The following is a 13742-nucleotide window of genomic DNA, read 5'->3' as shown; positions in this document are numbered from 1 at the left end:
GCAAGGCTTCAAATGAAGATTGCTCATGATCGATTGCGCGGATTATCGGGGATTTTACGCAGCGCAGGCCAATGCCAGAGTGGCCTGGGCATATTTTTGTCGCCGGATCAGCAGTTTTGCCGGTGCATGGCCCAGCTGTTCGGCCAAGGCCAGGGCGGCACTTTCCGCCACGCCGTAGCAACCGGTGCGCTCGAAGGCGATCTGTGAATGGTGACTGAGGTATGGCTGATAACCAGCCAGTTGTTCGCTACTGAAAAACATCAACGGCAACGCCAGTTGCGTGGCCAATTCGATCAGAGCCGGTTCGTCGCGCTTCAAGTCGATGCTGGCCAGGGCCTTGATGTCATGAAGCTCGATCCGGTGTGCTTGCAGCGCCTGATCGAGCAGTGCGCGCAACGTGCTCACCGGGCAGCCCCGTTGGCAGCCCAGACCGACCACCAGGGTCGGCACTGTGCTGACTTCAGTCATGCGCGGTATTGGCCATCGTTTTTGCGGCGGAACAACCAGGCGCTGATCAGGCCCAGGGCCAGCCAGAACGCCACGTTGGTCAGCTGCGAAGCGATTTTGAAACGGGTCTCCAGTGCTTCGGGTGCCAGCATCGAATGCACTTCCGGTTGCGGCGCGCCGATCACGTGGGGAACCGCAAGGATCGCCGCGCCGAGGACTTTCATCAGCCAGTGACGGCTGAACACGATCAGGGCGATACCCACCGCGGTGGAGGCCGCGGTGCCAATCCACCAGAACTGCCGTTGCGCCAGATCGGCGGCAGCGGTGCCCGGCAATTCAGGCGGCAGGCCCAGGGTTGGCGCCAGCACGAAGGTTGCGTAGCCCGCCAGGCCCCAGAGCAGGCCCTGGGAGGTTTTGGTCGGTGCGCGCAAGGTGTAGAGCCCGGCGAGCATCAGGGCGAAGCCGACGGCTACCACCAGATTGCCGCCAGTGGTCGAAAGCACACGCTGCCAACCGTCTTGCGGTTCCCAGGCTTCGCCATCGTGGGTGTGCGCGGCAACGGCGCCTTCGGAGTGGGTGTGTTCGTGGGCTTCAACAGCGGCGGGTTCGGATTTCTCGTAGGTCTCGGCCTGCAGGATCAGCGGTGAGACCCAGAAGCTTTGCAGCAGAGTGAGCAGCAGGGCGGCGAGCAGCCCGCTGAAACCTGCGGTTTGCGCAATACGCTTGATCATGTCTGAAGGTCTCAATGGCACGGGAACGCGGCGCTGTGACGGGTATCGTGCGCGGCGTTGTGCACGGCTTCGATGTGCGAGAAACCGGCGAAGTACACCAGGCATGCGCCGAGAATCGACGCGCAGACAGCGGCGGTCAGACGTTGAGTCAGGGTAGTGGTGGCGCTGGCAGTGTTGCTATGAGCGGTGCTGCTGGTGATCGACATGGCGTTTCCCTCTGGTCTGTCAGCGGGGAATCAGAAGCGCATGCAGAAAGCCCGCACGAACGGGCGCGCAGAGCTTCGAACAGCGCCCGCCCACCGCGGGTTTGTCATTCAGTGATGGTGTATTCACCTTGTGTTGCGGGCCGGTCTCCGGGCTCACGAGGGGCGCAGGCCTGAGCCTGTTCCTGCAAGCATCACCTTCCCATGCCTCATCGGCACAGTGGATCTGACGCTTCGCTCGCTTACCGTTGCGGGGGCAGCACCGGACTGACATGGCTTGGAGTAAAGCACATGATTCACCGGTTTCCCGTTTCACCCTGTGAAGGGCACCCGTAACAAGATGCATAGGAGAGCATGGGCGGAGGTTGGGCGTCAATTGGCAAGGGTTCTCGTTTGAGTTGATCGTTCCCACGCTCTGCGTTGATCATTCGTTTGATCGTTCCCACGCTCTGCGTTGGAATGCAGCCCGGGACGCTCTGCGTCCCTTTCACAGCCGAACGCGGAGCGTCCGTTGAGGCATGCCCACGCAGAGCGTGGGAACGATCGACGCAAAGCGCGGGAACGATCGATTCGGCTTGATCATTGACCCGCCCCAATACCATGCGTAGCCTTGCGCTTTCGAGGTTCTTCGGCGTTTGTCGAAGCTAAGAAGGGAACGCGGTCAATGCCGCGGCTGCCCCCGCAACTGTGAACGGTGATGTTCGCTGCCACGCCACTGCACGCTCAAGTCCTGAGCCCGCGGGAAGGCGCAGCCAACGCCAGTCAAGCGACTGGGACACCGTCAGCCAGGAGACCTGCCTCGATACAGATTCTCACTACAACCGGGCGGGGTGATCCGGTGGCGAACGCTTCCGGCGCGCACAGGCGTTGCCGGTTCTCGTCCCGTATGCCCGCCACCTTGCCAAAGGGCATCCGATGAAAACACTGGCCAAACTCCCCGTCACCATCGTTACCGGCTTCCTCGGCTCGGGTAAAACCACCTTGCTGCGACACATGCTCGACAACGCTCAGGGTCGCCGCATCGCAGTGATCGTCAACGAATTCGGTGAGCTGGGCATCGATGGCGAGATCCTCAAGCAGTGTTCAATCGGTTGCACCGAAGAAGAAGCCAGTGGCCGTGTCTATGAGCTGGCCAACGGCTGCCTGTGCTGCACCGTTCAGGAAGAGTTCTTCCCGGTGATGCGCGAACTGGTCGCCCGGCGCGGTGATCTCGATCACATTCTTATCGAAACCTCGGGCCTGGCCCTGCCAAAACCTTTGGTACAAGCCTTCCAGTGGCCGGAAATCCGCAGTGCCTGCACCGTTGATGCGGTGATCACCGTGGTCGACAGCCCGGCCGTGGCGGCCGGCACCTTCGCCGCATTCCCGGATCAGGTCGACGCCCAGCGTAAACTCGACCCAAACCTGGACCATGAATCGCCACTGCACGAACTGTTCGCCGATCAACTGTCCAGCGCTGACCTGGTGATCCTCAACAAGGCCGACCTGATCAGCCCTGAAGACCTGGCCCGCGTGCGCCTGGAAGTCGCCGAAGAACTGCCGCCTGCGGTAAAAGTCATCGAAGCCAGCAGCGGGCGCTTGCCGCTGGACGTGTTGATCGGCCTGGGTGCCGGCTCTGAAGAGCACATCGACAGCCGTCATAGCCATCATGATCACCACCATGAAGGCGAAGACGATCACGATCACGATCACGATGCTTTCGATTCCATCTCCATCGAGCTGCCGCAAGCCGACGAAAGCCTGCTGATGGACGCGCTGACCCAACTGGTGGTCCAGCACGGCATCCTGCGTGTCAAAGGCTTCGCTGCAATCCCGAACAAACCGATGCGTCTGCTGATTCAGGGCGTGGGCACACGTTTTGACAAGCACTTCGATCGTCAATGGAGCCTTGAGGAACCACGCGTCACTCGTCTGGTGCTGATCGGCCAGGCACTGGACGCCAGCCTGCTCGAAGCGCAATTGCGCGCCGCGCTCAGCGTGTAAGCCATGCACCTGCTCAGGACCCAGCCCGGCGGTTTCGTGTCGGATGACAACATTGCCGACCTTGGACAAACCCCGGCCGAGCTGGTGATCCTGTGCAGCGGCGATTCCAGCCTGGCGCTGCTTGCCGAAGCGGCGCAGCAATTGCCCGACGATTATCCGAGCGTGCGCCTGGCGAACCCGATGCAGGTGCAGAATCATGCCTCGGTTGATCTGTATGTCGATGAAGTCTTGCGCCACGCCAAGGTCATTCTGATCTCGCTGCACGGCGGCATTGCCTATTGGCGTTACGGCGTCGAGCGACTGGTGCAATTGTCGCAGCGTGGAGTGCGGTTGATACTGGTGCCGGGCGACGATCGTCCAGACCCGGAACTCAGTGACCTGAGCACCGTCGGTGCCGAGGATCGTGATCGGCTCTGGCAGTTTCTTCGTCAGGGCGGCATGGGCAACGCCCTGGATTTTTTCCGTTGCCTGGCCAATCGTTGGTTGGCGCGGGATTACGCCTGGGCCGAGCCGCAAGCGTTGCCGCGCACGGCGATTTACCATCCGCAAAAAAACACCGTTGAATTGAATGACTGGCAGGCTGAATGGCAGGCGGGTCAACCGGTGGCGGCCGTGCTGTTTTACCGCTCGCATTTGCAAGCGGCGAACACCGGTTTCATCGATGTTTTTTGCCAGCGTTTGCAGGCTGCCGGGTTGAATCCGTTGCCCATCGCGCTGGCTAGTTTGAAAGAGCCCGGTTGCCTGACGGTGGTCGAGGACCTGCTGGACGAGGCTGAAGCGGCGGTGATTCTCAACACCACCGGTTTCGCCCAGTCCAGCCCTGAAGCGCCGCACTTGCGACCATTTCGCCGCAATATCCCGGTGATCCAGGCGATTTGTGCCCAGGACAACGAGCCGGGCTGGCGCGCCAGCGAACAAGGCCTCGGCCCGCGTGATCTGGCGATGCACATTGCCCTGCCAGAGCTGGATGGGCGGATTATCAGCCGACCGATCAGCTTCAAGGATCTGGCGTGGCGCAGTGAGCGCAGCCAATCGGATGTGGTCTGCTACCGCCCGCAACCTGAACGCATGGACTTCGTCGCCGAGCTCGCACGGCGCTGGACCGACCTGGCACACCTGCCCAATGCTGAAAAGCGCGTGGCGCTGATCCTCGCCAATTACCCGACCCGCGACGGCCGCATCGGCAACGGTGTGGGCCTCGACACGCCGGCCGCTGCCCTGAACATTCTGCGTGCGCTGCATAAGGAAGGCTATCCGCTACACGCCGAATTGCCGGCCAGCGGCACCGCGCTGATCGAGCAATTGCTTGGCGGTGTCAGTAATGACCTGGACACTCTCGATCAGCGTCCCTGCCAGCAAAGTCTGGCAATGGATGATTACCTGAAAATGTTCAACGCACTGCCCGCAGCGAATCGCGCCGCGGTGCTGGCTCGCTGGGGGGCGCCGGAAAACGATCCGATGTGCCGCAACGGCCGAATGATGATCGCCGGGCTGCGTTTCGGCCTGACCTTCGTTGGCATTCAACCGGCGCGCGGTTATCAGGTTGACCCGAGCGCGGTGTATCACGACCCGGACCTGGTGCCGCCCCACGGCTACCTGGCGTTTTACTTCTGGCTGCGCAACACCTATGGCGCCCACGCGCTGATCCACGTCGGCAAGCACGGCAACCTCGAATGGCTGCCGGGCAAAGGGGTAGGCCTGTCGGAACACTGCTGGCCGGATGCATTGCTCGGGCCGCTGCCCAACATCTATCCATTCATCGTCAACGATCCGGGCGAGGGCGCCCAGGCCAAGCGACGGACCCAGGCAGTGATCATCGATCACTTGATGCCACCGCTGACCCGTGCCGAAACCTACGGCCCGCTGCGCAATCTCGAGTTGCTCGCCGACGAATACTACGAAGCGCAATTGCTCGATCCGCGTCGCGCCCGCGAGTTGCAGCGCGACATCCTGCAACTGGTGCGCGACACCCACATCGACCGCGAACTGCAACTGGACGAACAACTCGACAGCGATGTCGATGCGGCGATCTGGTTGCCGCGCCTGGACACTTACCTGTGTGACTTGAAGGAATCGCAGATCCGCGACGGCTTGCATGTTTTCGGCGAGTCGCCGGTCGGACGCTTGCGTATCGATACATTGCTGGCATTGCTGCGAATCCCCCGGGGTGACGGGCGTGGTGCGCAATCGAGCTTGCTGCGCGCTTTGGCCAAGGCATTCTCGCTGGGTTTCGATCCGCTGGATTGTGTGTTGGCCGAACCATGGACCGGGCCGCGACCAATTGAACTGCACAACCTCACCCAAGAAGCTTGGCGCACCGCTGGCGATACCCGCGAACGCCTTGAGTTGTTCGCCGCACAACTGATCTCGCAGGCGTTGACCGATCCTTGTAGGCGCGAGCCTGCTGGTGATGGCGTGTCAGTCGACGCCAACGCAGCTGACACACCCTCGCCAGCAGGTTCGCTCCTGCAGGGGCCGGGTTGGTCCGAGGTCCAGGCCATCCTCGACAATCTGCGCGAAGTGGTCGCACCACGCCTGGACGCCTGCGGCCCGGCAGAAATGCGCGGCCTGCTCGATGCCTTGGGCGGCCGCTTCGTGCCAGCCGGCCCCAGCGGCGCGCCGAGTCGCGGAAGGCTTGACGTGCTGCCCACCGGGCGCAATTTTTATTCGGTGGACGTGCGCAACCTGCCGACCACAACCGCCTGGCGCATCGGTTTTCAATCGGCCAACCTGATTCTTGAACGCCACCTGCAAGATCATGGCGATCATCTGCGTCAGCTCGGCCTGTCAGTGTGGGGCACCGCGACCATGCGCACCGGTGGCGACGATATCGCACAGGCCATGGCGTTGATGGGCGTGCGCCCGGTATGGGCTACCGGCAGTCAGCGCGTCGACGATTTTGAAATACTGCCACTGAGCTTGCTCGATCGGCCGCGAGTGGACGTGACCTTGCGCGTTTCCGGTTTCTTTCGCGACGCCTTTGCCAATCTGATCCGCTTGTTCGACGCCGCGGTACAAGCGGTGGCTGCGCTGGATGAACCTGACGATCTCAATCCGTTGGCGGCCAAGGTCCGTGCCGAGCGGGCAGCGTTACTGCAATCGGGGGTTGATGAGGAATCGGCCCGACGCCAGGCCGGTTGGCGAATTTTCGGTGCCAAACCCGGCGCGTATGGCGCAGGAGTGCAGGGCGCTATCGATGGCCGGCTGTGGCAAAGCCGTGAGGATCTGGCCGAGGTCTATCTGAATTGGGGCGGTTACGCCTATGGCGGTTCTGACGAGGGCACCCTGGCCCGAGAACCCTTCAGTCGACGCCTGAGCCAAGTGCAGGCCGTTGTGCAAAATCAGGATAACCGTGAGCACGATCTGCTCGATTCCAATGACTACTATCAGTTCCAGGGCGGTATGCTCGCGGCGGTGGAAAGCCTCAGCGGAGCCGCGGCGGCGAGTTACCACGGCGATCACAGCCAGCCGGACTTGCCGAAAATCCGCACGCTCAAGGAAGAGCTGAACCGGGTCATCCGCTCGCGGGCAGCCAATCCCAAGTGGCTCGACGGGGTAAAGCGACATGGCTATAAAGGCGCCTTCGAAATGGCTGCGACTGTCGACAACCTGTTCGCCTTCGACGCCACCACACAGCTGATCGACGATCATCAGTACGCCTTGCTGGCAGATGCCTATTTGCTCGACCCGGACACCCGGGATTTTGTCCGCGAGCACAATCCCCACGCGTTGCGCGACATGACCGAACGCATGCTCGAAGCGCAACAGCGAGGCATGTGGAAAGCGCCGGGCGAGTATCGCGAGGCGCTGGAAAATCTGCTGCTGGACATAGAAGAAGACAGTTGACTAGAGAACAGTGGACACCTGTGGCGAGGGAGCTTGCTCCCGCTCGGCTGCGAAGCAGTCGTAAAACCCGAAACCGTGGCGTATAGCTGATCGTTCCCACGCTCCGCGTGGGAATGCAGCCCGGGACGCTCCGCGTCCCACCCAGAGCCGAACGCGGAGCGTCCGTTGAGGCATTCCCACGCAGAGCGTGGGAACGATCACAAAAAACCCGAAACCGTGGTGTATCTGATTTTTGGGGCCGCTGCGCAGCCCAGCGGGAGCAAGCTCCCTCGCCACAGAGTAATGACCGACCATGATGAGAAACCCGACATGACCGACACTCCGCATTTCCCCCTGTCCGCCGTGGTCGGCGCCGACGATTTGAAGCTCGCGCTGTACCTGACTGCCATCGACCCGAAAATTGGCGGTGTGCTGATCGAAGGTCCGCGTGGCATGGCCAAGTCGACATTGGCCCGAGGCCTGGCGGACCTGCTCGCCAGCGGTCAGTTCGTTACCTTGCCGTTGGGCGCGACTGAGGAGCGGTTGGTCGGTACCCTCGATCTGGATGCCGCGCTGAGTGAAGGCCGGGCGCAATTTTCACCGGGTGTGCTGGCCAAGGCTGATGGCGGCGTGCTCTACGTCGATGAGGTCAACCTGCTGCCGGATCATCTGGTCGATCTGCTACTCGACGTCGCCGCCAGCGGTACCAATCTGATCGAGCGGGATGGCATCTCCCATCGGCATTCGGCGAAATTCGTGTTGATCGGCACCATGAACCCGGAAGAGGGCGAATTGCGGCCGCAGCTGCTGGACCGCTTTGGCTTGAATGTCGCCCTCAGCGGCCACACCGCACCGGCAGAGCGCGGCCAGATCATCCGTCGGCGCCTGGATTTCGACAGCGATCCCCAGCGCTTTTGCGCCACGTGGGAGAGCCAACAAGCGAGCCTGCGCGAGCGTTGCCAGCAGGCACGCGTTGCGTTGACGAGCATCCCGCTGGACGACGACGCGCTGGCGCAGATCACTGAACGCTGCTTCGCCGCCGGAGTCGACGGCATGCGCGCCGATCTGGTCTGGCTGCGCGCGGCTCGTGCCCACGCAGCCTGGCGTGGCGCTCGTGCCATCAGCGTCGAAGATATCGACGCGGTCGCCGAGTTCGCCTTGCGCCATCGTCGCCGTGAGCTTGCCGCATCGGCGCCACAACCGGCGCAAGCGCCACAGTCGTCTTCGCCGCAAACGACCAATCCGGGTGAAGGCCAGGGGCAGTGGGGTGAAATGGCTCCTCAGGCATCGCCTGTCGGCGCCCGCCGGGAAGTGCCGAGCTGGCCAAAAAAGCCCTAGGCATTCGCCCCCGATCCGACGCGGGGGCGAATGCCAGGCCCCGCGCCGGACGACTGGACCATGGCCGACAGGGCAAGCGTCACGCTGCCTGCAGCGGTTCGATCAACTGGCCGGGGACCTTGCTCATTGGTCGGCCACGTGTGCGTGCGGATCTGTTGTTCCACGTGCGCACACGTTCGGCTCATCAATTGTGGCTGGTGATTGTCGATGCGTCGGCTTCGACCCGTCGGCACCATGCCTTGAGCGATGCCAAGGGTTTGCTCGCGCAGTTGTTCGATGACGCCTATCGCCAACGCGCCCGGCTGGCCTTGCTGTCTGCCAGTGGCGCTGCGCCGAAGTGGCAGGTTCAAGGGTTGAAAGCGTCCAGTGGTTTGCGTCACTGGCTTGATGGACTGGGCGCCGGTGGCGGCACGCCGTTGCTGGCGGCGTTGAGCGAAGCGGGGCAGTGGCTTGCGGCCCGGCGAAAGCGCTTTCCGGCCGAGCAGCAACGCTTGCTGGTGATCACGGATGGGCGGATCAAGGACGGGGCGACATTGCAGCCATTCAATTGTCCCGGGCTGCTGATCGATATCGAGCGTGGGCCGATCAGGCTGGGTCGCTGCAAGGTGATGGCGGAGCAGTTGCAGTCGGAGTATCGGCATATCGATGAGTTGTTGCCGGGTTGATTTTTCCTGTGCTGCGCGCCGATCACGGCGAGCCTGCTCGCGATAGCGGTGTACCCGCCAGCCTCAATCGAATTATTTCCCCATCGCCCGCCGATACTGCCGGGTACGCTTGCCCAGGTACAACTGGTCGACAATCAACGCCCACAGCGCCGACACTCCAGGTCGGGTCTTACGCCCACGACTCAATCGATGCAGCTGGAATTTCACGACCGCCATGTTTGCCAATGCTGCCAGCGGTTTGCGTTTCCAGCGAATTGGCGGCAGTTGCGGGTGACTGTTCAGACCTTCTCGCCAGTGCTTGACCAAGCCGGGCTCAACGGCGAGGGCCGTGCCCATTCCAGCCATGGCGATGCCGCTGGCGAGCACTTGTTCGACAACTGTCAGGCGTCGAATCCCGCCGGTGACCATTACCGGCATGCATGCCACTGCGGCCAACTCACCGGCCATTTCCAGAAAATAAGCCTCGCGCGCCAACGTCCGCCCGTCACGGGCCTCGCCTTGCATGGCCGGTGCTTCGTAGCTGCCGCCCGAGAGTTCGAGCAAATCGATCTGCAGCTCGTTCAGCCACTGGATAACCTGCCGGGCGTCGTCGGCGTCGAAGCCGCCGCGCTGGAAATCTGCCGAGTTGAGCTTCACCGCTACGCAAAACTGCGGTGATACCGCTTGGCGCACGGCATCGACCACTGCAAGCAGCAAGCGGGCACGGTTTTCCAATGAGCCGCCCCAGCGATCGGTTCGGCGATTGGTCAGTGGTGAAAGGAACTGGCTGATCAGGTAGCCATGAGCGGCATGTATCTGCACGCCGGTAAAACCGGCCTTTTCGGCCAGCGCGGCACTGGCGGCGAAGCGCTGGATCACCTCGTCGATGTCGGCTTTGCTCATGGGTTTCGGTTCGGCGAACATCTTCGAAAACTGTCCCAGATCCAGTGCTACCGCCGAAGGCGCCAACGCTTGCTGGCCAAGGTTGGCCATGGTTTGGCGGCCGGGGTGATTCAATTGCACCCAGAACTGCGCACCACCGCTGCGCCCAATGTCGGCCCACTGACGGAAGCGTTGCAGATGCCGCTCATCTTCGAGTACTACACCGCCTGGGCCGGTCATGGCGCGCCGGTCAATCATCACGTTGCCGGTCAATAGCAGCCCGGCACCGCCATCTGCCCAGGCCTGGTACAAGCGAAACAGCGCACCATCGGGTGCCTGATCGATGTCGGCGAGGTTTTCTTCCATCGCGGCTTTGGCGATGCGGTTGCCGATGGTCTGGCCGTTGGGCAGATTCAACGCTTGAAAGGGCGACATGCTTGACTCCTCATCAGTGAAGAGTAGAGGCTAAGCTTAAAGTTAACTTTAATGTCAAGCAGGCAAATGAGGTCGCAATGAAAATCGGTGAATTGGCACTGCTGAGCGGATTGAGCGCCTCGCGCATTCGCTTTTATGAGGCTCAAGGTTTGATTCAACAGGTTCAGCGCTCGGCGAACGGCTATCGACAATACCCGCAACAGGTCCTGCAAACCCTGCAAATCATCCAGTGCGCCCAGCAGGCCGGGTTCAGCCTCGAAGAACTCAAGCAACTGTTACCGGACACTGTGACGGGGGCGTTCAAGCATGATGAGTTGATGGTCGGCCTGCATCGCAAGATCGAACAGATCGAAGCCATGCAACGGCATCTGGCGCAAAGCAAGGCGCAGTTGCAGGGTTTGATCGAAAACATCCAGGCCCGGCCGGAAGGCATGGCTTGTGACGCGAATGCCGAGCGGGTGCTGGAGTCATTCAGGCACTAAAGCAGTCTGAGGGGTGGGAATCGGCTTGCGCATCAACGTCCCCACCACCAGCGCACCGAGCAAAGCTGCGAGTCCCGCCACCCACAACAACAGACTGAACCCCGCGACGAACGCCTGCCGGGCCAAGGCTTCAACCAGCGGCCGCGCGATTTCGGGCAACAGACTCATCGCCGCGTTCATATCACCGGCGACCACCCGCGAGGCGACATCCTTTGACTGTTCGAGCAACTCCGGCGCCAGACTCGACAAACCGAAGTGCAGCTGTTGTTCAGTGTGGCCAGCGAGCAGCGCGCCATACACGCCGATGGCCAGCATCACCGCACTGAAGCGCATGGTCGTGCTCATGCCCGAGGCCATGCCGGTGCGTTGCCGCGGGACGCAGGCCATGATGTTTTTCTGCGTATCGCCGTTGAGCAGACCTGCGCCGGCACCGGTGACGGCAATCGCCAGGGCGAACGGCAGATAACCGCCACTGTTGACCGCCCAGGCACTGAGCAAGTTGCCGCAGCCTACCAGGGTGAGCCCGATGGCCATCATGTTTGCCGGCGTGATCCGCCCCGTCAGCCGAGCACCGATGCGCGGGAAAATCAGCAGGGTGACGGCGAACGGCAACATGCCCAAGCCCGCCGAAATCGCGGTGAACCCCAGCCCGTTCTGCAAGTAGAACGGCAGCATGGTCATCATGACCTGAGCACACGCGGCGTACGCGAACATGCCGAGCAGCGCACCGATGAAGCGTGGATGACGGAACAGTTGCAGGTCGATCATCGGGCGCTGTTGCAGACGTTCGATCACCACGAACAGTCCCAACAACGCTGCTCCACCGATCAGGCGCGCATAAGTGACCGGGTTGCTCCAACCGATCCGATTGGCTTCGATCAGGCCCCAGATCAGGCACAGCAGGCTGGCGCTGAAGGCGAGGCTGCCCCAGGGATCAAGGCGCGCTGCTTGCGCATCGCGTGATTCCGGTACCGCGCGCCAGACCTTGTACATCAGGAACAAGCCCACTGGCAGGTTAAGGTAGAAAATCCAGCGCCAGCCCACGAATTCGGTGATCAGTCCGCCCAGGGTCGGCGCGGCGGTCATGGCAACGCCCATGCAGCCACCCCAGAATGCCCAGGCCTTGGCTCGTTCGGCTTCATCATGAAAGGTGTGGCCGATGGCTGCCAGCGCCGAGGTCAACAGCAGTGCGGCGCCGACGCCTTTGATCGCGCGTGCAATGTCGAGGAACAGGGCGTTCGGTGCCGCGCCGCAGCCCAGTGAAGCGATGATAAAAATCCCCAGGCCCCACATCAGGGTCTTCTGGCGACCAAAACGGTCGGCCAGGCTACCGGCCGGCAACAGCAACGCGGCGAACGCCAACATGTAGGCGCTGACCACCCACTCGATGTCGGCGAAATTGGCCCCCAGGTCACGCGCAATGCTGGGCAAGGTAACGGCGACAATGTTGGTGTCGAGCACGATCAGCGAGCACACGGCGGATGCGGTCAGTAAGGTCTGACGTGCAATTGGCGTGGGTTTGACGGGCATGGCAAGGGTTCTCTACTGTGACGGTTCGAGCAGCTTATCCCTGGCTGACAGTGTCGTTGTTAGGCGCGCCTCATCACTTCATTACCTTTGAGCTAATGCCCCCATGGACATCCGCCACTTCCGCTATTTCCTCGCCGTCGCTCGCCATCGCAATTTCACCCGCGCCGCCGAGCAATTAGGCATCGCGCCGCCGACCCTGACCCGGCAGATTCAAGACATGGAAGCGGAGTTGGGCGCGCGCTTGTTTTTTCGTCAGTCGCGGGACGTCAGCCTGACCGAAGCCGGCGCGGCGCTGGTAATCGAGGCTGAAGCCACGGTCCGGCAATTCGAGTCTGCCCAACGTAATGCACAACGTGCCGGTCGCGGTGAAGTCGGACACATCGAACTCGGTTATGTGGCGTCGGCGGTGTACTCAGGAGTGCTGCAAAAACAAGTGCAGGGGTTTGCTTGCCAATTCCCGGACGTCAGCCTCAATGTGCGGGAGAGCCCCATGGCCAGCCTGCCGAACATGATCCTCGAGGGACGTTTCGACCTCGGCTACATCCGCTGCCCGTTGGCGTTGCCCGACGGTATCGAAAGTGTGCGGCTCGACGAGGAAGGCTTTGTGTTGGCGCTACCGGTCGATTCATGGCTCAACCGTTTGCCGATGATCAATTCAGTGCATCTGCAGAACGAAAACTTCATTCTTCCCGAGCAAGTGGTCGGCACCTTGCAAGTCGCCGCGCAGGGTGGGTTTGTACCCAGGCTGGGGGCGCAGCCGGGTGGGTTGGTCGCGGTGATTGCCCTGGTTTCGCTGGGGCAGGGCGTGGCGGTGGTGCCGGAGTCCGTGGTCGGCCATGTCAGTTTGCCGAACGTGGTGTATCGGCAGATTGCGGATTGCCAGGTGATTTCCTGGTTGGCCTTGGTTCATCGGCGGTTCGAGAGGTCGCCGGCGGTGATCAAGTACATCGATCGCGTAAAAAATGCTTGAGTGCGCAAGCATCGCGTTGTTCGAAATACCGAAGATTCATAGCCGCTACAGATCTTGAAATGATTTCCGGCTGTAGGAACAGTCGCTATTGCTTGTACGATCCAAGTCCTTTTTCCTTTCAGGACTTGCATGAACACCCTCACGGAGCCCCCCAGTTATCCTTTCCCCACGCGCCATCGCGCGGTCTTGATGCACGCGAAGCACCCGGTCTTTTGGCTTGCGTTTTCCCATGACATTGCAGTTCCTCGGCGTCTGCGCCGTGCCTTGCCGTG

At 61.8% G+C, this 13742-nt stretch carries 11 protein-coding genes and 2 riboswitches; of the genes, 6 read left to right on the top strand and 5 right to left on the bottom strand.

Annotated elements, in window-relative coordinates; genetic code table 11:
• Positions 1 to 54: 54 nt before the first annotated feature.
• From D8V06_RS17335 to D8V06_RS17325, 3 genes are read right to left on the bottom strand one after another with little or no spacing between them, the layout of a single operon-like run.
• Positions 55 to 468, bottom strand: coding sequence for a cobalamin biosynthesis protein (locus D8V06_RS17335; RefSeq protein ID WP_130931395.1), 414 nt, complete (start codon positions 466 to 468; stop codon positions 55 to 57).
• A complete protein-coding gene (locus D8V06_RS17330; protein WP_130903433.1) occupies positions 465 to 1178 on the bottom strand; it encodes a CbtA family protein in 714 nt (237 codons plus the stop codon). The genes D8V06_RS17335 and D8V06_RS17330 overlap by 4 nt, the downstream gene beginning before the upstream one ends.
• An 11-nt stretch (positions 1179 to 1189) precedes the next feature.
• Entirely contained in the window at positions 1190 to 1384 is a 195-nt protein-coding gene (locus D8V06_RS17325; RefSeq protein WP_130903432.1) for a CbtB-domain containing protein, read from the bottom strand.
• Positions 1385 to 1504: 120 nt separating this feature from the next.
• Positions 1505 to 1730: riboswitch (cobalamin riboswitch) on the bottom strand.
• A gap of 255 nt (positions 1731 to 1985) precedes the next feature.
• Positions 1986 to 2198: riboswitch (cobalamin riboswitch) on the top strand.
• Between the two features lie 98 nt (positions 2199 to 2296).
• Here D8V06_RS17325 and cobW point away from each other — a divergent pair.
• The 4 genes from cobW (at position 2297) to D8V06_RS17305 (ending at position 9192) form a co-directional block, all read left to right on the top strand.
• Positions 2297 to 3364, top strand: coding sequence for a cobalamin biosynthesis protein CobW (gene cobW / locus D8V06_RS17320; protein WP_130903431.1), 1068 nt, complete (start codon positions 2297 to 2299; stop codon positions 3362 to 3364).
• Between the two features lie 3 nt (positions 3365 to 3367).
• Complete coding sequence (gene cobN / locus D8V06_RS17315; protein WP_130931394.1) at positions 3368 to 7210, top strand: cobaltochelatase subunit CobN; 3843 nt, start codon at positions 3368 to 3370, stop codon at positions 7208 to 7210.
• A 309-nt stretch (positions 7211 to 7519) separates the two neighbouring features.
• Positions 7520 to 8527, top strand: coding sequence for an ATP-binding protein (locus tag D8V06_RS17310; RefSeq protein WP_130903429.1), 1008 nt, complete (start codon positions 7520 to 7522; stop codon positions 8525 to 8527).
• A gap of 2 nt (positions 8528 to 8529) precedes the next feature.
• A complete protein-coding gene (locus D8V06_RS17305) occupies positions 8530 to 9192 on the top strand; it encodes a VWA domain-containing protein (RefSeq protein ID WP_130903428.1) in 663 nt (220 codons plus the stop codon).
• A 72-nt stretch (positions 9193 to 9264) separates the two neighbouring features.
• Here the strand turns inward: D8V06_RS17305 and D8V06_RS17300 are convergent, their stop codons facing one another.
• Positions 9265 to 10488, bottom strand: a complete 1224-nt coding sequence (locus D8V06_RS17300; protein ID WP_130931393.1) for an NADH:flavin oxidoreductase/NADH oxidase family protein — start codon at positions 10486 to 10488, stop codon at positions 9265 to 9267.
• Between the two features lie 77 nt (positions 10489 to 10565).
• Here D8V06_RS17300 and D8V06_RS17295 point away from each other — a divergent pair, with 77 nt between their 5' ends.
• Entirely contained in the window at positions 10566 to 10970 is a 405-nt protein-coding gene (locus D8V06_RS17295) for a MerR family transcriptional regulator (protein ID WP_130903426.1), read from the top strand.
• Here D8V06_RS17295 and D8V06_RS17290 read toward each other — a convergent pair.
• Positions 10956 to 12500: an MFS transporter gene (locus tag D8V06_RS17290; protein WP_130931392.1), complete on the bottom strand. Its 1545-nt coding sequence runs from the start codon at positions 12498 to 12500 to the stop codon at positions 10956 to 10958. The genes D8V06_RS17295 and D8V06_RS17290 overlap by 15 nt on opposite strands.
• Positions 12501 to 12603: 103 nt before the next feature.
• Between D8V06_RS17290 and D8V06_RS17285 the strand changes: the two genes are divergently transcribed.
• Positions 12604 to 13470 (top strand): LysR family transcriptional regulator, encoded by an 867-nt coding sequence (locus D8V06_RS17285; protein ID WP_130903424.1) that lies wholly within the window; start codon positions 12604 to 12606, stop codon positions 13468 to 13470.
• Positions 13471 to 13742 lie beyond the last annotated feature (272 nt).

The sequence above is a fragment of the Pseudomonas sp. Sample_24 genome, assembly GCF_004307605.1.
Taxonomy (GTDB): Bacteria; Pseudomonadota; Gammaproteobacteria; order Pseudomonadales; family Pseudomonadaceae; genus Aquipseudomonas.
Note: the sequence above shows the minus strand (reverse complement) of the source record. Positions and strands in the feature narration are given on the sequence as shown.